We start from the raw sequence: 19040 nt of genomic DNA, 5'->3' as shown, positions 1-19040 counted from the left end.
CTAATCGTATCAGATGACGAGTTCGGCCGGTCGGCTTTCGCGGAACGCGACCATCCCGCCTTGACGTTTGAGCTGGTCAATGTCGGGGCGAGCGATCCGATCAAGCCAGGCCAGATTGGTGATGCCGAGTTGCTGGTGGTCGAGCTCGATTGTGCCGCGCCGGCATCGATGCGCCGGCTGATCGCGCTGCGCTCGGAATATGGCAAGCTGCCGCTGATCGTCGCGATGCGCGAGGGGGATCTTGCGACCACTCGCACGCTCCTCCGCCAGGGGGTCGATGACGTGATCGCGCTGCCGATCCAGCCCGCCGAATTCGTCGATGCGGTCAACAATCTGCTCGCGTCGCGGATCAAGCCAATGGCGCGCGAAACCAAATTGGCGCCCGTCGTTGCGGTCGCGCAAAGCGTTGGCGGGATCGGAGCGACAACGGTTGCGACGCATCTCGCCTATTTCCTGCGTGAACGCAGCCGAACGCGACGCGGTTGCTGCCTCGTCGATCTCGACCTTCAGTTCGGTAATGCGGCCTCCTATTTGGGAGCGGTGGCGAGCCTGACGATGGAAGATCTGCTTGCCGCAGGCCCGCGAGTCGACGGCCAGCTGCTGCGCACCGTGACAGCGACAGGTGGTGAGGGTGTTGCTGTGATCGCGGCGCCCGAACGCATCGCACCGCTGGAATCAGTAGATTCCAGCCAGTTGCAACGTGTGCTCCATCTGGCGCGCGAAGAATATGATTATGTCGTTCTCGACCTTCCCGGCAACTGGGCCAATTGGACGCTCTCCGCAATCGACAAGGCCGATCTGATCCTGCTTGTCATCGACCTTTCGGTAGGCAGCCTCCGGCAAGCGCGCCGCCGCCTCACCCTGTTCGAGGAAACGGGTATCGATGCCTCCCGGATTCGGATCGTCGCCAATCGGGTCGAGAAAAGATTGTTCCGCACGATCAATGTTCAGGATGCGGCCGATGCGCTGCGCCACCCGATCTTCGCCAAGATCGATAGCGATTATGTGGTCGTCCAGTCGGCGCATGATCAAGGCATTCTGGTTGGCAATATTGCAAGAAAAAATCGGGTCGCGGCCGATCTCGCAGCGCTCGCCAAGAGCGTCGGCGAGGAACTGGACAAAGGTTAGGTTTCGCGATGTGGCAGGTACAGAAACAAAAGGGATCGAAGGCGGAACGGGTATCCGAGCCGGATGCGATCGCGAATATCGAGAGGCCGACGTCGGGTCCGGCCAGTGGCACCGGCAACAAGGGCCATGGCGCCGAGATGCTGGACCTGAAGGTTCAGATCCACCGCGAACTGCTCGACGAAATCAACCTCGGCCAGCTTGAAAAGATGTCGCGTGCGCAGGTCGAGGCCGAAGCGGGCGATCTGATTGCCGATATTCTGAACCGTCACCAACTGGCACTCAACGCGAGCGAACGCCGCGCGATGGTCGGCGACGTTCTTGACGAGTTGCTGGGCCTCGGGCCGCTGGAACCCTTGTTGCAGGACGATAGCATCACCGACATATTGGTGAATGGCCCCGACATCGTCTTCGTCGAGCGCAAGGGAATGCTCGAACGCGTCCAGACGCGCTTTAAGGACGAACGGCATCTCTTCCGGATCATTCAAAAGATCGCCAGTGCGGTCGGCCGTCGTATCGACGAGTCTTCGCCCTTCGTCGATGCACGCCTGGCCGATGGCTCGCGCGTAAACGCCATCGTTCCGCCGCTCGCGATCGACGGTTCGCTGCTCTCGATCCGCAAATTTGCACGTATCCCGATTAACATCAAGAAACTCGTCGAGTTCGGCAGCATCCCGGCGCCTGTCGCCGAGGTGCTGGAAGGCGTCGTTCGGGCGCGCCGCAACATCCTCATCTCCGGCGGTACCGGATCGGGCAAGACGACGCTTTTGAATGCCGTCTCTTCGTTCATCGACGAGCGTGAACGCATCGTGACGATCGAAGATTCGGCCGAATTGCAGTTGCAGCAGGAACATGTCGCGCGGCTCGAGACCCGTCCCGCGAATATAGAGGGCAAGGGCGAAATTTCGCAGCGCGACCTAGTCAAGAATGCGCTGCGCATGCGCCCCGACCGGATCATAGTCGGCGAAGTCCGCGCCGGTGAAGCTTTCGACATGCTGCAGGCGATGAACACCGGTCACGACGGATCGATGACGACCGTACATGCGAACAGCGCCCGTGATGCCTTGTCGCGCGTCGAACAGATGATCGGGATGAGCGGCATCGATATGCCAGCGCGGGCTGCGCGGGCGCAGATTGCCTCCGCGATCAACGTCGTGATTCAGATCGGCCGCCTCTCCGACGGTCGCCGTCGCCTGATGAGCCTGTCCGAGATTACCGGGATGGAAGGCGACGTCATCACGATGCAGGACATCTTCCGCTTCCGTATGACCGGCCGCGATGCCGAAAATCAGGTGCTTGGCCATTTCGAGGCGACGGGTATCCGGCCCAAATTCCTTGATGTCCTGTCCGCACATGGGGTCGAACTGTCGTCCGAACTCTTTCGCCCCGATCGGAAGATCGACTGATGAACGACACCGTCCTCCGCTTTCTGACGATCATCGCGCTCTTTGCGCTTATCGTCCTGGTAGTGCAATTTCTGGGTTCGGCACTGGTTGAAAGACGCGGCAAACGGCGGGCCGTCAACAAGCGGCTACAGTTGATCAGCGGCGGGATGGACCGTCAGGAAGTGACCTCGCTGCTCCGCAAGGATGTGACGAGAGGACTGGCGAATGCGCCGCCCTGGATAGCCGAACGCCTCCGTTCCTTCCGCCGCATGCTCAACGCCGCGAATATCAGACGATCCGAATTGCAGGTGATGGGCCTGATGCTTGTCGGCGCCGTTGCTATCGCTTTCTTCATTCTCGTGATCGCAGGAATCTCGGGCTTCCCATTGACTTTCGGAGTGGTGCAGCTTGCTTTGGCGATCGGGTTCGCCCTAGCCTTTGCGTTCCCGATGATGATCATCAGTCGTATGGCAGACGCCCGTCGTCGCCGGATGGAACGCCAGTTTCCGATTGCCCTCGACATTTTCGTTCGCGGTCTTCGCTCGGGCCATCCGATTCCGGCGGCGATCGAACTGCTGACCGAGGAGATGGATGACCCGATCGGGTCCGAATTCGGGATCGTGAGTGACGAGATCGCCTTCGGTCTCGACCTCCGCGAGGCGCTTGCGCGCATGGCCGAGCGCTGGGGGCTGCCTGACATGCATATGTTCGTCGTCTCAGTATCGGTCCAGATGGAAACGGGCGGTAATCTAGCCGAAATTCTGGAAAATCTCAGCCAGGTCATTCGCGACCGCGCGAGCATGTTTATGAAGGTTCGCGCGCTGAGTTCGGAAGGACGAATGACCGCGATCATCCTCACCGTCCTGCCGATTCTAGCCTTTGTCGGCCTCTTTACCAGCAATCCCGGCTTTTATCTCGATGTCGCACAGGACCCGATCTTCTTTCTCGGCTTCGGCGGTCTCATCACCCTTTATCTCATCGGCTTCTTTTCCATTCGCCATATGGTCGATCTGAAGGTTTGACATGGTAGAGATTCTCGCCTCTTCGCCCTATCTCAAGCTGGCATTCCTCTTCATCCTTTTTGTCGGCGTGTCATCGCTCGGCTTCGCGTTGATGCGCCGCTTCGACGACCGGCAGCAGATACTCGGGCGTTTGGGCGAGGCGCGGGACGTGGTTACTGCGGAGACCGGCGCCGGCTTGCGCGCATCCGACGTCCGTGCGAGCGCCTGGGCCAAGCTCGCCGCGCGGATCGAGAGCAGCGGTCTCTCCCTCGGCGATTCCGATCCTAAGGGGTTGCAGCGCAAGATGATCGCGGCCGGCTATCGCTCGCCCTCAGCGCCGAAAGTCTTTACGCTCGTGCGTCTGCTGCTCATCTTTGCCTTGCCGATCGCAATCGTCGTGCCGCAGCTGCTCTCCTCGGAGCCGAAATCGCTTTTCATCCTTTACCTGCAAGGGGCGGGGTTGGCGGCAATGGGACTTTTCCTGCCGAGCCTGTTCCTGACCGCGAAGGCCGATCGTCGACGACAGGAAATACTTAATGATTTTCCTGACAGCCTCGACCTGATGCTTGTTTGCGTCGAGGCGGGGATGGGGCTTGAGGCCGCGCTCGATCGTGTCGGCCGGGAAATGGCAATTTCGCATCCTCTGGTGTCGGAGATGTTGTCGCAGACGACGCTTGAACTTCGCGCCGGCGCCGGACGCGAAGAGGCATTGCGTAACATGGCCGATCGCACGGGTGTTGATGAGATCCGCGCCTTTTCGACTTTGCTGATCCAGTCGGACAAGCTGGGATCGAGCATCGCGACGACGCTTCGTATCTATGCATCTGAAATGCGTGAAAAAAGGCGGATGCGAGCTGAAGAGAAGGCGCACCGCCTGCCGGTGCTGCTGTCGATCCCGCTTGTTGCCTGCATGTTGCCGACGATGATCGGCGTTTTGATGTTGCCCGCGATCATTCGCGTCATTCGTGAAGTCGTGCCGGCGATGGCGGGAGGGGGATGATGCCGCTGCACAAGGGGAAAATGGGCCTGATTGCATGCGCCTTACTGACAGGTTGCGCGTTCGGACCACGACTGCAGACCGGGATTCCAGAGGTGCGCACTGTCCCGGTACTTGCCGGGCTGTCGCCGCAGGAATCGCTGGTGCGTGCAAAGACGTTCCTCGCTTCGAAGCAATATGGCTTGGCAATCGAGCTGTTCAAAGGCGCGAGCCGTGACCGGGCGCTCGAAGCCGAAAGTTTGAACGGTCTGGCCATCGCCTATGACGCGATCGGTCGTCGAGATCTGGCTGAGCGCTATTTCCAGCGCGCGCTGGCCTCCGATCCGACTGACAGGCGGGCGCGGCAAAACCTGGCGGCGTTTTACGCAGTGACGGGGAACGAGGAGAAGCGGCGCGCGCTCCTCGCGATTGCTGCTGAACTTCCTCGCTCCGTCGTGACGGTCGAGACCGGTCTCGCGGCACCGGACGAGGATTCGCACGCAGCGCAGCCCGTGTCGCTCCAAAAGAAAAGTCCGCTTGGCGCGGCATTCCAGCCCCTGCTTGCCAATGCGGCGATGCCGGTGTCCCCAATTATCGCATCGTCCGCGGGTGCCGTCGTGACGCCCCGCGACGGCGGCGCCATAATTTGCGCGACGACGGCGAACGACGCAACGTCGACGGCGACAGGTGGCGCGCAGCTCCAGATTTTCCGGCTGAGCATCGGCGAAGTATTCATCGCCGCCAGACCCGAAGGCGTCATCTGCTTCGCCGGTAGCGTGCAGCCTTCGGGTTTTGCCGCTCCCGGATTGAGGGCGATGAGCAACAGCGAATATCTTGGCGCGGTTGCGGCTTATCTCGACCAGCTGAATCAGGCTGACGCTGGTGCGATAGACATTGCTGCGCTCTGGCGTTCGGCCTTTTGGCCGAGCGGTGTCGAGGCGTGAACGCCCTTATGAGAGGATGTCGCTCGAGGCTGGCCGGCCATCTGCTGTTGCTTGCGGTCTGCTCTGCGAGCGGGCCTGGTGAGGCTTGGGCAATCGACGACCCGGAAGAGAAGATGCTCGAGGCGGCACCGTCTGCTTTGCCGCGCGCTGACCTCGTGCATGCCGCCGACCTTGCGTTGCTGGGCGGGCGGCTGGTCGAGGCGCATGTCTTGCTCGAAAGGCTGGACGATGAGGGAGCAGGAAATGACCCGGCTGTCGTGCTGTTGCGGGCCGAGCTGTTGCTTACCTCGGGGCATCCGGCTGAGGCGAAGCGGCTTCTGGCCACGATGGCCGAGTCCGATCCTCTGGCATGCCGGATCGCGACGGCGAAGGCTCTTTCCGACATTCAGACCGGTGCTCCCGCCGATGCCGAAATGCGGCTCGGCGCCCACGCAGCGAGTTGCGCTGTCGATCCGGTTTATTGGAGAGCGATCGGGTGGGTCGCACTCGGCCTCGGTCGCCGCGCTGCGGCGGCCGAGGCATATCGCCGCGCTTTGGCGCTCCGTCCCGAAAGCGATGCGATCCGCAATGATCTGGCGGTTGCATTTATCGCGAATGGGCAGGCGGAGGAAGCTGTAGGCCTGCTTGTGAGCCTGCTTGAAGCACAGCCGCGTCGGCAGGATGTTGCGCTCAATCTTGATTATGCCAATGCGATGATCCGCCACGCTCCGGTGCGACGTCCATGGGAAAGCGATGCTTTCTGGAGCAGGCGGCTCGAAGTCAGTGCTGAGGGCGCGCGCCGCGCCGGGCACACCGGTTTTGCCGAAGCGTTGTTCGCGGAGGCATTGATCGAACGTCCCCAGCATGATGAGAGGCTGTGGCAACAATATTCGGAGGTTTCCGTTCGCCCATGATTGATCTGCCCCTGGTCGTGAAGGCTGCCCTGACCGGACTGCTTCTGCTCGCGGCCTGGTCCGATGCGCGCCGTTTTCTTATTCCCAACCTCTATCCCGCAATCATTATCGCGGTTTTCCCATTGGCATGGTGGGGGGGCTTCCCGTTTGACGATCCTCTCTGGTCGCACATGGCACATTTCGCGGTCACGCTCCTGATTGGAATGGCTCTGTTCCGGTTCAGATGGTTCGGGGGCGGCGACGTTAAGCTCTATGCGGCCGTCGCCTTATGGTTCGGATTGCCCAAGGCTATGCTGCTTCTCGTCATAACAGCGGTGAGCGGTGGAGTGATCGTTCTCATCCGGATGATGTTCCATGTACTGACACTGTGGCATGGGGCTGGCACCGGCAGAATGCGGCTGTTTGATCGGCGCATTGCCTATGGCGTCGCTATAGCGGCCGGAGGAATCCTTTCGATCTGGACATGGTACGCTTGATCCGATGGTTCGGCGCGTTGGCCCGAACGCCTGATCGCCTTGGAACTGGAAACCAGGAGGATACCGTGATCGCCCCATTATCGTTTGACGGATTTCGATCCGTTCTGGGAGTGCGCTGACGGCCCGTGCGCCGAAATTCCCAAGATAGCGGAATCGTCTCCTGCCGCTTCGCTTTGGGCGAAATCTTGTCTTGCGGTTCAAGGTCGATGCCCTGCGCTTCCAAACTTCGGTGACCGAATCGCGTGCCGATCCCGAAACGCGCCTCGACGCCTCCAGCGATATCCGGTCACTCGTCGGCAAGATCGTCCTGCATCCCGGCGCAAAACGCGGGGAAGGTTCATACCGCCCTCCACGGCTCGCTCATGGGCATTCTCGATTTCGTGAACGACGCATCTAAACCCGATACCCGCCGAGTTATAACGTCGATGGTCTTGGGTTCGCGGGCACACCGATATTATAACTCGCTGGAAGTAGCCATCTGAACGTTGAGGGCCTTCAGGACTGCCAGCTTTGCACCCGATTTTCGCCGTTCAGATGGTTCGCGCCTATCATCTGATAGCGGAGTTGATGTCGTTCAGCGGTTGTTCGGATCGGCGAGCATAGGAAACTCCCGTCACCGTAGGAGATCAGCCATGAAGAAGTTCCTTGCCGCTGTGGTTTTCGCAGCGCTCGCCGTTCCGTCCGCTCCGGCTTTCGCCGATCCGCCCCCTTGGGCGCCCGCGCACGGGAAGCGCGCGAAGGATCGCGGGCTGTATGACAGCTCTGGCCGCTATTACGAGCCGCGGCGCCTTTCGCACAACGACCGTGTATGGCGGGGCGATGACGGGCGCTATCATTGCCGCCGCGACAATGGCACGACGGGTCTGATCATCGGCGCCGCAGTCGGCGCGCTTGTCGGACGCGAACTCGACGGCGGGCGCGACCGGACCGTGGGGACGATCATCGGTGCCGCGGGTGGAGGCCTGCTTGGACGAGCGATCGATCGCGGCGAACTCAAATGCCGTTGAACTGAAAAGGGCGGCGCGAGAGGGACAGTCTGCTCGCGCCGCCCTACCGGTGCCGTGCGTGTGGGGGACGCCCGGCATCGATCGATCATTTGCCCGACCGATTACGATATTCCTGAGCTCTGGTGATGCGAAGGCCGGGGATGCCCGCGCGACTGATCGACCGTCGCCAGGCGGCAAGTTCCTCGGCGCTCAGGCGATATCGTTCACAGGCCTCGCTCTCGCTGAGCAATCCGCCATCGATCGCGGCCAGCACTTCGGCCTTGCGACGACTGACCCAGTGCGCCGTGGACGAAGACGGCAGATCGCCGATTGTGATCCGTCCGAGCGGCCCCATGACCGAGGCGGGCCTTCCATATTCGAGCACAGCGAACTCTCCATTCGCGCGGTGTACGCCGCTTCGTGCCCCCCACTCGAAATCTGCAAGAATGGGGTTAACAAATACTTGCCGGAAGGCGTTGGATGCGGCGAACCGTTCGTCGCCGCCAAGGCGGGCGGTTGGGTTTGTTCGGGTCGGGTCCGATGCCGCTCGTCCAAGCGCCGAAAAATGGGATTTCCGCTCTATCGTCCGCCGACGGCTGCTTTTGCGTGCGTGATTTCCGGGCGCTCGGAAGCCGTTCCGGTCTGGGCGAGCAGCTGCCTGTAATATCCGTCGGCCTTTCCCAGGTCTTTCGAGAGTTGCGCCGCTCGGGCGGCGCCATAAATGGCCCGGAAACGATGGGGGTCGTTCGTCAGTGATTGCTCGAAGGCGGCGAGGGCCTCCTTTGGCTGCTTCAGCTCGACGAGCAATTCGCCGAGCATCTCGCGCACGGGAATCACGCGGCCGGGCATCATGATATGCTCCTCGGTCTTGTCTTCTTGGTCCGCGGTGTCGCGCATAAGCCGGAGCGCGTCGGTGTCGCGGCCTTCCGCACGAGCGGTCCAGGCTGCAATCGCGCCGGTCTGGATATCCGCCTGCCCGACCCAATAGTCCTTTTTTTGCACGATCATCACAGTTCGCAACCGGGCAAGCCTTGCGATCTCGGCCTTTGCAGCGGGGACGTCGCCACGCCGTGCCGCGCCAAGACCGCGGGTATAGGCGTTGACCGCTTCGCCTTCCGGGAACCGGCTCCAATCGAACTGCTCGCGCGCAGGTTGAAGCACCAGCCCAGCGGCGGCCGCCCAATCCCCGCGTTCGAGAGCGTATCGCGCCGGGATGGCTGCCGCTGCATAGGCGATCTGGCGCGCATCCTCATCCGGCTTTGGCGCGGCGTTGACGAACTCGACCCATTTCAGCGCGTCGGCGTCGCGCGCGAGCTGGAGCGAGGCGTAAACCAGATAGTCCATCGCGTGATAGGCATCGCGGTCGGTCTTCGACGCCGCGTATGAGCGCGCATTGGTATCAATCGAATCCTGCCATTGCCCGATGCGCGAGAAAATGTGCGAGGGCATATGCAGCGCGTGCGGGGAATTCGGGGCGATTGCAGCATAGCGCCGCGCGGCATTCAGTCCGTGTTTGGCGATCGGCGGGAAGTCATAGGCGTGGATGATGAAATGCGCGACACCCGGATGGTTCGGCTGCTTAACGAAAATCTTTTCAAGGATCTGCGCGCTTTTGAGTTGCTGCGCATAGGTCTGGTCGTTCCGGTCGGCCGTGACCTGGAGCCAGAAGCCATAAAGGACGGCAGCTTCGGAGTCCCCGGGATAGCGCAGATAAATTTGTTCCAGCGCCTTTTCATAGATCTTGGCGCGCTGGGGGAACGGAACGCTCGCATGGTCCTTGAACAGGCTTTCGACGGCCGCGATATATTCGCGCTCGCGCGGCGTCTTGCCGCCGCCCAGCCGGAGCGCTGCCTGTACCGCCGTCCAGCCTTGCTCTTCCAGCTTGGGCGTCGGGGGCGATCCCAGGGCGTTGTCGATGCTCGCAACCGCCTTTGCCCAATAGGCCATGGCGCAGGTCGGATCGGCGGCGAGCACTTCGTTTACGGCGCTGTCAATCTTCTCCCAATAGAAGGAGTAGAGCAGCGCCGCGACCGTGTCGAACTTGGCTTGGGCTTCGGGCGTACAGGAAACCGGGAAGTTCACGTCTCCCAATGTGGCGGGCGCATCATGTTGGTGATGGCCGTGTTCCTGCGCGGAAGCGCGTGGCGCGCTGCTGATCCCGAGTCCGGACAAAGCCAGCATTACAGCGCAAGGCAGAACGGCTTTCATGGCACCCCCACCGAATTGGATCGTTTCAGCGACGAAGCGAAACCTGTTCCCCGTTTACTCCCTATCGGGGTTCGTGTCGCCGGATAAGAGGCGCAGGGATGAAGGCGCCGGCTGGACGAAGCGGGTCGGCGCGATTTGTCGGAGCACGCTTGACAAACAACTTCATTCCTTTCTCATCAAATGAAGTTATCCCGTCCTCGCTCTCCTGCGATCCGGAGAGTTCCCACCGCCCCGTCGAGCCTTGTGTTCGGCGGGGCTTTTTAGCAGCTTGCTGGCATTTCGCCTTATAGATCGATGTGAATCCTTATTCGATCTGGTGCCGTCCCGACGGCCGCTGCAATCCTGGCCCGCGCGTTCACGATCAAAGTTTGCAGATCGGTGGGCGATTGCTCACCCAGCAGGGAGGCGACAGAAACGCCCAGGATACCTGCGAGCTCGGCCATGCGCGGGGATTTCGGGCGAGATTTGTTCAACTCCCACGCACATACGGCAGGAACGCTTACCCCCATCATCGTTGCCACTTCTGCCTGTGACATTGCGCGGGCTTTTCGAAGACGCTGCACTCGCGAGCCAAAGCTTTCATCGGTGCGCGTGGCGTCCGCACGCTGACGGTCACGGGGGTTACCGTGATGCTCGCGCACGATCCGCCGAAGCCCATGATGCGGGATTATCAATACTCGCGGTTCCGGAAAAAATGGCCGGGGGCGCCATGCATGTTTCCGCGCCGCTTCGCTGCGCCGGTAACTTGAAATCGCATTGGTCATGCTTCGATCGATGAACCGCGAGCCGGCAGTCGCTTTCGCGAAGGGGGCTCAACAGAACACAACCGTGCGCGGGCCGGACTTCGAGCTCGAAGCCCTCTGGTCAATTGCCATAGGTTGCATGGCCGCCCCAGCCATCGCTTTCTCCCGGCATACCGGTCGCAGTTGCACCGTCCATCATTCGGCGACTCTGTCCAATAATAATAAGCCACAAATATGTGACATCGGGTAGCTTTATTTCGCTTTGATCTCGCATTCTGAAAATATGTTTCAATTACAGAAGGTTGCAGCGGTGATCAGCATAATTTTTTATATCGCGACGTGCCGATGATATTTCCGAAGCCCTGCGGCCAAAAGCTCCATCATCGGTGCCCCCGCCTTCGCGGGGATGACGAAGTATTAAAGCGGGGCGGCCCCTTCCGGTCGCTTCCGGTCATGGCCCTCTGCGCACCCCAAACGTCCACTCATTTTGATCATTCGCCAAAAGCGGCCTGGCTGCAATCGGCCAATCGCAGCAGCGTCTAGATTAGAGGTTACAGGTGTTTGGGATTTGATCGTTCGGTTTACTCCATCTTCATCGACGCCCTGCAAACTGCTCAGGCTCTCAGCGACCCAGAGAGCAACCCCGTCGGCGAGCTAGGAGGCGCGGATGATCCTCGCACTCCTGCTTGCTGTAACCGTCGTTCCGTCGGGCCAATCATTCAATTGCACGCCCACGGCAGTGTGGGACGGTGATGGCCCGATCTGGTGCGAAGAGGGCCCGCATATTCGCCTTTCCGGCATCGCCGCTCGCGAAATGGACGGGACGTGCAAGCCGGGTCACCCTTGCCCGGATGTCGACGCTCGCGCGGCGCGGGATCATCTCGTTCGACTGGTAGGAACTCCGACCGGTACGCTCCGCACCGGGCACATAAAGGTGGCGGGCCCGACCATGCGTTGCCGATCGGACGGCGGAGCTGGGGGCAATCGCACCGCGGCTTTCTGCAGTTCGCTGAAGTCGGGAGATATTTCCTGCGCCATGGTGCGCGATGGATACGCCGAGCGATGGGACCGGTACTGGCGTGGTCACAAGTGCTCATGAGAGACTGTCGCTGATTCGACTCTTCGCTTTTGCCGTGGCAGTCTGCGGGCATGGGGAAGAGGGGCAACAGCAACACCGGGACAATTGCGATCGTCGCACTGGTGGCGTTCGCAATCGGCAAATTGTCTGGCGATGATTCCAAGCCTGAATTTGAAGAGGCGCCACAGGCATTCATAGACCCGGTCCCAACCGACCAACAGCCCGCCTGGACCTATGCCGACTCGAATCCCGCCGAAACCACGTCGCAACGTTTCGTGTCTGACGAACCGCAAACCGCGTTCGGAAGTCGGTCGTTTCGCAATTGCTCACACGCTCGCGCCGCTGGAGCTGCCCCGGTTCGGGAAGGTGACCCGGGCTATGGATCACACCTTGATCGCGATGGCGATGGCGTCGGCTGTGAATGACCGTTTACCGGCCACTGCCGACCGTGCGGCTTGTCGAGAATAGCATGGCCAGTTCGCGCCCTTGCACTTCTCCTAATATGATCGGATCTGATCGGGGGGATTGTCATGATGTTGCGGGCGATTGCTTTTGGAATATCGTGCCTTGCTTTCACCGCTCCGGCGCAGGCCGATTAACCCCGAGCGACGAAGCTTCTCCAGCCTTGTGAAAACCGATAGACGTCATACTCATAGTGCCAGTCATGCATGCCGTCGGCATCGGTATCAGAGGCATCAACATGATGATCGATGCTGACGCGCATGCGGATCTTCAAAGGCATAATGACTGTCGGACTTAATTCAGAAACTGTCCGGTCGCGGCATCATATGTTCGGGAGGTCGATCCATAATCGCCGTCGAACCCGACTGTGACAACAATGAATTTCCGCTCGTCTACCGTAACGCCGGATTTGCTATCGATCCTTATTGTCGAGATTGCCGATTGATTGCGGAACCCGATATAGGAAAGCTGATTTTTGTCGCCGTGCATCAGCGCATCTCCCAGCGCGCGTTCGAGCGCCCCGAAATTAGTGTCGGAGACGCGGAAAGTCTCTTCGGGCTTGATGGAAGCACTTGTCCCGTCCGGTCGGGAATCCACGACGGCGCCGCGCATGGTGACGTCGTCAAAAGCCTTTTCCCGAGCTGGATTCTCGATCGTTAGCTTCACATAGTCCTTGTAGACACGCATGCTATAGATTTGCCGGTTGCTCGCATAGGCTGCTGCACGATCATATGCCTTGCGGAGCTTCTCCTTGTCGAAATTTCCTTCGTCCTGTCCGGTGATCGTTTTCGGCAAATCCTGCACGAATGTCGTCACCGTCTCGATCCCGCCCGTCACGAGGGCGAAGGGAGCCAGGAAACCAAGCACAAGGAACGCCAAGGTCGTGAACAGATTGACGGTCAGCCGCACCGGCGACATCCGGGCGGGCAGGCGCAGCTCGCCGCCGAACAACGCCGAGCCTTTGTCGGGATAGGATGTCTCGGCTTTTTGCGTCTTCCAGGCGGGGGGTGGCTCGGCGGCTTTTTGCTGCCAATCCTCGGGCGGGTCCTTGTCGATGAGTCCGTAACCGGGGTTTTCCGGATCTTCGACGAACACGACAAAGCGTCCGGTGTAGAAATTGGGCAACTCGCCCATGGTGATAAACTGGCGGATCACCGTTTCGTAAGGAGCGCCATGTTCCGGAAACACCGTCAGCGTGAAAATGAACATATGATTGAAGTTCGAAACCGTCAGCCCTGCCTCTTCAAGCTTGCCGACGCGCGCCAAAACGCGCTTGTCAGGCGAAATTCGGCCCTCGGCAGAGTCGAGAATCCGGTTCGCGATGCCGCCCTGTGCAGCATCGAGCATCGGTTTCAGATTGCGCGATATGCTCATCACGAAGACGCCGGTGAACAGGAAGCTCGCCGCGATGAATCCGATCACCACGAACGGTATCCATGAATCGGGTGCAATCCCGTTCGCACCGGCGACGATAAAGCCAATAAATGCCCCGATCGACATCCACAGCGCGGCCAGAAAAAAGAAGCGGCGCGGGTTGAAGCGGGCCTTCGGCGGGGTTGGAGAGGATAAGCTTTGCATCGCCATGGATATGGTCCGTCTTCAGAGCAATTGGCACGGCTCGCGGCGTAAATCAGCGGAGTGCGGGCCTCGCCTTGGTGTTGATAATATGCGGGAATCTTGCCACGCTGCAAGCAGCGGCGTTCGAGGGCTTGTGTCCAAGCAGCCGAAACAGCTCGGCATCCTTGCCCTGGCGGGCTGCCGAGCCAATCTTTCAAACAGCTAGTCGAACCATGGTCCCGCGAAAGGTTCGGCCAGATACCGCCGTGCGGTCTTGACGAGCCGCTGCACCCGCAGGCGGTAGGATGCGCTTTCCACTCGCCAGCGCAGCGGCGCGATCGCGTCGCCGTAGAGTTCGCGCGCGATCGCCTGCTGGCTTGCGCCTGCCAGCAAAGCGTCGCCGACGCGTAGCTCCATGATCCAGTGTGCGGCCTTGCGCTCCTTCGGCATCATCGATCGGGGAAGGTCGCCTTTCTCGGCAAGAACGACGAACTGTCGCAGCGATTCGAGTTTCGGCTTGGCCGATTGCAATCCCGTTACGCGGTGCTCGACAAGAACCGGGCCGCCCAGGAGCGTGCCGTCGTGCAAGTCGAGCCGAATGGCCCAATGACCATCGCTGAGCAACCAGTGCTCATTTCCGGACGCGTCGATCTCGACCGACACCAGGATCTCGTTCTCGCGCCGTGGAGAGGATGACATTGCGGAGCTCAAACTACGCAAGCTCCCTGAGCGCACACCGGTCAAGATGACGATCCAGATCCTGCCGGACCTCGCCGAGGCGTTGCAGGAATATGCCGCGGCCCATGAGGTGAGCTACGGAAGTGCCGAGCCGGTGGTCGATCTCGTTCCCGCGATGCTGGCGTCGTTCCTCGAGAGCGACCGCGAGTTTCAGAAGACGCGGCGGCAGAAATGACCGGCGCCCCGGAGGAGACGGGCGTCGCCCAAATCGCGGAAGAGGAAAGCGACGAGCTGGCCATCCTCGATCTGCGGGCCGCGGCCGCTCTCCTTCACATGCATCCCAATACGCTTCGCTCCTACGCGATCGCCGGGCTCGTCCCCGGCGCGAAGATTGGTCGGCTTTGGCGCTTTCTCGAGTGCGATCTTGTTGCTGCACTCCGCAGACGATATCCTGCGCCCGCACGAATGCAGCCAGGTGCCTCAACCAAGGAGGCTAGCTTATGGCACTCTGGAAACGTGCAAGCAGATATTATGTCGAGATCACAGCACCGGACGGAACACGCGTTAGACGCTCTACTGGAACGTCCGATCGGAAGAAGGCGGAAGAATATCACGACCGCCTGAAAGCCGAGCTGTGGGATCTTGTCCGACTGAAACGGAAGCCGCCGCGGACATGGGACGAGGCGGCCCTTCGGTGGCTGCAGGAGAAGAAGCACGAAATCCTATTCGGATGATGTGTTTCGGATCCGGTTCTTCACCCGTTTTCTTCGCGGCAAGACACTGGATCAGGTGAGCAGGGACATGATCGACGGGATCATCACGCGCCATCTTTCCGGAACCGCGCAAGCGACGAAGGAACTTTATGTGGCGCTTGTCCGCGCCATTTTCCGGATCGCGATGCGGGAATGGGAGTGGATCGATACGATGCCGGCGTTCAAGACCTACACGAGAGGCAAGAAAGCGCGGGTGCGATGGTTGACCCACGCACAAGCGGAGCGTCCCCTGCAGGAACTGCCAGCTCATCAGAAGGAGCTGATGCTGTTTGGGCTCGCAACGGGCTTGCGGCAAGGCAATGTCAAAAGGCTGACCTGGCAACAGGTCGATATTGCCCGCCGCATCGTCACATTCGAGCAGGGCGAGACCAAAAATGACGATCCGCTGGGCATTCCGCTCAACGATCTCGCAATTTCGGTTCTCGAACGGCGTCGGGGAGGTCATGACGAATATGTTTTCACCTATGCGGGACGGCCTATCCGGCAGGTGAACACCAAGGTGTGGAAGAACGCACTCAAGCGAGCGGGGATCGAGGATTTCCGCTGGCATGATTTGCGCCACACCTGGGCAAGTTGGCTCCGGCAAAATGACGTACCCACCTGGGTGCTTCAGGAGCTGGGAGGCTGGAAAAGCGAGACGATGGTGCGCCGCTATGCGCAAATGTCGGCCAAGCATTTGCAGCCGTTTGCCGACCAACTGATTTTTGACGCCACAAAAGGCCTGGGCCAAGTGACTGAATCAATTGGTACGCAACGCCACAAAAACACTCCCAGTCAGGGGCGTCCGCGCCTCTACCTGGTGGAATAGGTGACCATATGTTTTTGATATATTTATCAAAGATATGGTGAGCCCTGCTGGGTTCGAACCAGCGACCTACTGATTAAAAGTCAGTTGCTCTACCGACTGAGCTAAGGGCCCATCGCGATGGCGGCTAGGCGGCCTCGCGAAGTGAGGTGTCGCCCTAGTGCGCCGATGCGCCCCGGTCAACCGGCTTCGGACGCGAAAGTCGCGCGGCGAGTTGGCGGACGCTGCGACCATGCAGCGGATGCTGCCATTCGGGGACGATCGCACGCAGCGGGCCGAGCACGAACGCGCGCTGTTCGATCGCGGGATGCGGGATGGTGAGCGCGCCGTCGGACCAGGTGCCGCCCGACCAGAGCAGGATATCGAGGTCGAGCGTCCGCGCGCTCCAGCGCTGGCCGGTGCGGCGGCCGAAGCTCGCCTCGATCGCTTGCAACCGTGCGAGCATTTCGGGAGGGCTGAGCGGCGAGGCGACGAGCGCGACGGCGTTCGCGTAGCGGCGCCGCGACGGGCCGAGCGGATCGCTCGCGATGATCGGGCTGGCGTCGACCGCCTCGATATCGGCGCTCTCCAGCGCCGCCAGCGCGGCGAGCAGCACCGCGCGCGGGTCGCCGAACCGCGCATGGCGCCGATTCGATCCGAGCCCGATGGCATAGAGGGGAAGCGGCATTGCGTTGCTCATGGCGCAGCGCCTATCGCAGATGCGTGGAAATTGACAGCCCATTGCCCGGAACCGAGCCGCCGCGTGACTGCCCGTGCTGTCCGCGGCTCGTTGCGTTTCGCCGCGAATGCCAGGCCGAGCACCCCGATTGGTGGAACGCGCCGGTCCATGCATTCGGCGATCCCGACGCCTGGCTCGCTTTTGCGGGACTCGCGCCGGGCAAGCATGGCGCGAACCGGACCGGCCGGCCTTTCACGGGCGATTATGCGGGCGATCTGCTGTTTGCGACGCTCGCCGAATTCGGTCTCAGCAAGGGCTGCTACGATGCGCGCATCGACGACGGGCTGACGCTCAACGGCGCGATTATCGTCAACAGCGTCAAATGTTTGCCGCCCCAGAACAAACCCACGCCCGCCGAAATCGCGAACTGTCGCCCGTTTTTCGAAACGCAGCTGGCAGCGTTGCCGAAAATCCGCGTGATCGTCGCGTTAGGGCGGATCGCGCATGACGCCACGCTAAGGGCGGCTGGCGCGCGCCTCGCGGGTTCCCCCTTCGGCCATGGCGCAGTGCATATGCTGCCCGATGGACGGCATCTGATCGATAGCTACCACTGCTCGCGCTACAACACGAATACCGGGCGGCTGACGCCCGAAATGTTCGCCGATGTCTTCCGCACCGCGCTGACGCTTAAGGATCAGACCAGCGGGCCGAATTCCTCGACCAGTCCGCGGTAAAGGACGCGCTTGAACGGGACGATCAATTTTTCGATCTCGTTCAGCTCGGCCCACTTCCACGCGCGGAACTCCTGATGCTTGGTGTGGATGTTGACGTCGCCGTCGTCACCCATGAAGCGCATCAGGAACCAGTGCTGGCGCTGGCCGCGATATTTGCCGCCCCACATCTTGCCGATCAGATGGTCGGGCAGGTCATAGAAATATTCCTCGCGGCTGCGCGCGATGATTTCAACCAGCCCGCCGTGCACGCCGGTTTCCTCGCCGAGTTCGCGGATTGCCGCTTCCTCGGCATCCTCGCCCTCGTCGATCCCGCCCTGCGGCATCTGCCACGCCTCGCTCGACGTATCGAGCCGCTGGCCGACGAAGACGCGGCCATCACGATTGGTGAGCATGACGCCCGCGCAGGGACGGTAAGGGAGAGAGCTATGGTCGATCATGCCGCCCCGGTAGCTTCGGCGACGATCGCTTTCAATACGGTCAATGCCCCGCGAATATCTTCTTTGGCGCTCGGAATCCCCTGCGCGAGGTTGATATAGCCGTGAATCGTTCCCGTCGCCTCGCGATAGGTGGTCGGCACCCCGGCCTCGATCAGCTTTGCCGCATAGGCGCGCCCCTGATCGCGCAAAGGGTCGAGCCCGGCGGTGATCAGCAGCGTCGGGGGCAGGCCCGCGGCCGAAAAATCGAGCGGCGAGGCGCGATAGTCGGCGGGATCGGCGGCATAATGATTGCCGAACCAGATCATGCTGCCCTGCGTCAGAAGATGGCCTTCGCCGAAATCGCGATAGCTCTGCCAATCGTCGTGCGTCGTCACGGCGGGGTAGATCGGGTGGATCGCGATGACGGGTTTCGACGCCGGCTTGTCGCGCAGAGTGAGCGCGGTTGCGATCGTCAAATTGCCCCCGGCGCTTTCGCCCGACAGGACAAGCCCGGTGCAGGGAATGTTGTCGGCGACCCAGCGCGTCGCGGCCTCGCAATCGATCGGCGCGGCGGGGAAGGGGTGTTCGGGCGCGAGGCGATAATCGACCGCGATCACGGGCATGTCGAGCAGCCGCGCCGCTTCCGCGCAATAGGCGTCATGCGTGTCGAGGTCGCCGATCACCCAGCCGCCGCCATGATAGAAAACCATCACCGGGCCGGTTTCGCGGGCCGGGCGGTTGTCGTAGATGCGGATAGCGATCTCGCCGGCGGGGCCGGGGATGGTGCGATTCTCGACCTGTGCGATCTCGCCGCGCGGCACATCGGCGAGCTGGCCCATCACGCGGAACATCGCGCGCGCGCCCTCGGGCGGCATCTCTTCCATCTTCGGGCCTTCCTGCGCATTCAGGAAAGCAAGGAAAGCCGCCACGTCGGGGCGCGTATATGGGGTGGTGCCGTCGGTCATCTGCGTTTCTCCCTGATCGCTGTTTTCACCATGCTATTCGGGATCGGCGGGGCAAATTCAATCCCGAAATGAAACTCACCTGCGCTTCACGCTTTGCAGGGTACAATTTTTTCTCAATTGCGGCTTGGCGCACACCGGCCTAGGCCGATGTCACAGGTTCGCAAGATTTGAGGCAGA

The 19040-nt window shown here is 61.1% G+C and carries 22 protein-coding genes and 1 tRNA gene; 14 read left to right on the top strand and 9 right to left on the bottom strand.

The window, feature by feature from the left end; all coding sequences use genetic code 11:
* The first annotated feature begins 60 nt into the window (after positions 1-60).
* From ACTJI5_RS22135 to ACTJI5_RS22100, 8 genes are all read left to right on the top strand, one after another.
* Positions 61-1128 carry an AAA family ATPase gene (locus tag ACTJI5_RS22135; RefSeq protein WP_440861849.1) on the top strand — a complete coding sequence of 356 codons (1068 nt, stop codon included), beginning with the start codon at positions 61-63 and terminating at the stop codon, positions 1126-1128.
* An 8-nt stretch (positions 1129-1136) separates the two neighbouring features.
* The gene (locus ACTJI5_RS22130) at positions 1137-2531 is read left to right on the top strand and encodes a CpaF family protein (protein ID WP_440861848.1); all 1395 of its coding nucleotides are present in this window, start codon (positions 1137-1139) and stop codon (positions 2529-2531) included.
* Positions 2531-3532: a type II secretion system F family protein gene (locus ACTJI5_RS22125; RefSeq protein WP_440861847.1), complete on the top strand. Its 1002-nt coding sequence runs from the start codon at positions 2531-2533 to the stop codon at positions 3530-3532. Before ACTJI5_RS22130 ends, ACTJI5_RS22125 begins: the two co-directional genes overlap by 1 nt.
* A 91-nt stretch (positions 3533-3623) precedes the next feature.
* Positions 3624-4511, top strand: coding sequence for a type II secretion system F family protein (locus ACTJI5_RS22120; protein ID WP_440861846.1), 888 nt, complete (start codon positions 3624-3626; stop codon positions 4509-4511).
* Entirely contained in the window at positions 4508-5431 is a 924-nt protein-coding gene (locus ACTJI5_RS22115; protein ID WP_440861845.1) for a hypothetical protein, read from the top strand. Before ACTJI5_RS22120 ends, ACTJI5_RS22115 begins: the two co-directional genes overlap by 4 nt.
* Positions 5428-6324, top strand: coding sequence for a tetratricopeptide repeat protein (locus tag ACTJI5_RS22110; protein ID WP_440861844.1), 897 nt, complete (start codon positions 5428-5430; stop codon positions 6322-6324). Before ACTJI5_RS22115 ends, ACTJI5_RS22110 begins: the two co-directional genes overlap by 4 nt.
* The gene (locus tag ACTJI5_RS22105; RefSeq protein ID WP_440861843.1) at positions 6321-6800 is read left to right on the top strand and encodes an A24 family peptidase; all 480 of its coding nucleotides are present in this window, start codon (positions 6321-6323) and stop codon (positions 6798-6800) included. The genes ACTJI5_RS22110 and ACTJI5_RS22105 overlap by 4 nt, the downstream gene beginning before the upstream one ends.
* 632 nt (positions 6801-7432) lie before the next feature.
* The gene (locus ACTJI5_RS22100; protein ID WP_440861842.1) at positions 7433-7807 is read left to right on the top strand and encodes a glycine zipper 2TM domain-containing protein; all 375 of its coding nucleotides are present in this window, start codon (positions 7433-7435) and stop codon (positions 7805-7807) included.
* Positions 7808-7892: 85 nt separating this feature from the next.
* Here the strand turns inward: ACTJI5_RS22100 and sciP are convergent, their stop codons facing one another.
* From sciP to ACTJI5_RS22085, 3 genes are all read right to left on the bottom strand, one after another.
* Positions 7893-8171: a CtrA inhibitor SciP gene (gene sciP / locus ACTJI5_RS22095; protein WP_440861841.1), complete on the bottom strand. Its 279-nt coding sequence runs from the start codon at positions 8169-8171 to the stop codon at positions 7893-7895.
* Positions 8172-8365: 194 nt separating this feature from the next.
* Positions 8366-9994: a tetratricopeptide repeat protein gene (locus tag ACTJI5_RS22090; protein WP_440861840.1), complete on the bottom strand. Its 1629-nt coding sequence runs from the start codon at positions 9992-9994 to the stop codon at positions 8366-8368.
* Positions 9995-10278: 284 nt separating this feature from the next.
* Entirely contained in the window at positions 10279-10758 is a 480-nt protein-coding gene (locus ACTJI5_RS22085; RefSeq protein WP_440861839.1) for a helix-turn-helix domain-containing protein, read from the bottom strand.
* 646 nt (positions 10759-11404) lie between these two features.
* Between ACTJI5_RS22085 and ACTJI5_RS22080 the strand changes: the two genes are divergently transcribed.
* Positions 11405-11836, top strand: coding sequence for a thermonuclease family protein (locus tag ACTJI5_RS22080; RefSeq protein ID WP_440861838.1), 432 nt, complete (start codon positions 11405-11407; stop codon positions 11834-11836).
* 50 nt (positions 11837-11886) lie between these two features.
* The gene (locus ACTJI5_RS22075) at positions 11887-12240 is read left to right on the top strand and encodes an excalibur calcium-binding domain-containing protein (protein ID WP_440861837.1); all 354 of its coding nucleotides are present in this window, start codon (positions 11887-11889) and stop codon (positions 12238-12240) included.
* 331 nt (positions 12241-12571) lie between these two features.
* Here the strand turns inward: ACTJI5_RS22075 and ACTJI5_RS22070 are convergent, their stop codons facing one another.
* Both ACTJI5_RS22070 and ACTJI5_RS22065 read right to left on the bottom strand, forming a co-directional pair.
* Positions 12572-13861: a hypothetical protein gene (locus ACTJI5_RS22070; RefSeq protein WP_440861836.1), complete on the bottom strand. Its 1290-nt coding sequence runs from the start codon at positions 13859-13861 to the stop codon at positions 12572-12574.
* A gap of 195 nt (positions 13862-14056) precedes the next feature.
* Entirely contained in the window at positions 14057-14497 is a 441-nt protein-coding gene (locus ACTJI5_RS22065; RefSeq protein WP_440861835.1) for a DNA -binding domain-containing protein, read from the bottom strand.
* Here ACTJI5_RS22065 and ACTJI5_RS22060 point away from each other — a divergent pair.
* The 3 genes from ACTJI5_RS22060 (at position 14451) to ACTJI5_RS22050 (ending at position 16093) form a co-directional block, all read left to right on the top strand.
* Positions 14451-14747, top strand: a complete 297-nt coding sequence (locus tag ACTJI5_RS22060) for a DUF2274 domain-containing protein (RefSeq protein WP_440861863.1) — start codon at positions 14451-14453, stop codon at positions 14745-14747. The genes ACTJI5_RS22065 and ACTJI5_RS22060 overlap by 47 nt on opposite strands.
* On the top strand, positions 14744-15136 hold the full coding sequence (locus ACTJI5_RS22055; protein ID WP_440861834.1) for a helix-turn-helix domain-containing protein: 393 nt from the start codon (positions 14744-14746) through the stop codon (positions 15134-15136). Before ACTJI5_RS22060 ends, ACTJI5_RS22055 begins: the two co-directional genes overlap by 4 nt.
* A gap of 177 nt (positions 15137-15313) precedes the next feature.
* On the top strand, positions 15314-16093 hold the full coding sequence (locus tag ACTJI5_RS22050; RefSeq protein ID WP_440861833.1) for a site-specific integrase: 780 nt from the start codon (positions 15314-15316) through the stop codon (positions 16091-16093).
* A 35-nt stretch (positions 16094-16128) separates the two neighbouring features.
* Here the strand turns inward: ACTJI5_RS22050 and ACTJI5_RS22045 are convergent.
* Positions 16129-16204, bottom strand: a tRNA-Lys gene (locus tag ACTJI5_RS22045).
* Positions 16205-16247: 43 nt separating this feature from the next.
* Positions 16248-16769, bottom strand: coding sequence for a 2-amino-4-hydroxy-6-hydroxymethyldihydropteridine diphosphokinase (gene folK, locus ACTJI5_RS22040; RefSeq protein WP_440861832.1), 522 nt, complete (start codon positions 16767-16769; stop codon positions 16248-16250).
* A gap of 23 nt (positions 16770-16792) precedes the next feature.
* On the opposite strand from folK, the gene ACTJI5_RS22035 reads away from it, so the two are divergent.
* Positions 16793-17482, top strand: coding sequence for a uracil-DNA glycosylase (locus ACTJI5_RS22035; protein WP_440861831.1), 690 nt, complete (start codon positions 16793-16795; stop codon positions 17480-17482).
* On the opposite strand, the gene ACTJI5_RS22030 is transcribed toward ACTJI5_RS22035, so the two are convergent.
* Positions 17443-17919: an RNA pyrophosphohydrolase gene (locus tag ACTJI5_RS22030; protein ID WP_440861830.1), complete on the bottom strand. Its 477-nt coding sequence runs from the start codon at positions 17917-17919 to the stop codon at positions 17443-17445. The genes ACTJI5_RS22035 and ACTJI5_RS22030 overlap by 40 nt on opposite strands.
* Positions 17916-18863, bottom strand: a complete 948-nt coding sequence (locus ACTJI5_RS22025; RefSeq protein ID WP_440861829.1) for an alpha/beta hydrolase — start codon at positions 18861-18863, stop codon at positions 17916-17918. The genes ACTJI5_RS22030 and ACTJI5_RS22025 overlap by 4 nt, the downstream gene beginning before the upstream one ends.
* Positions 18864-19040: the final 177 nt, after the last annotated feature.

This window comes from Sphingopyxis sp. 22461 (genome assembly GCF_052044915.1).
Classification (GTDB): Bacteria; Pseudomonadota; Alphaproteobacteria; order Sphingomonadales; family Sphingomonadaceae; genus Sphingopyxis.
This window is presented reverse-complemented; position numbering and strand designations above follow the sequence as displayed.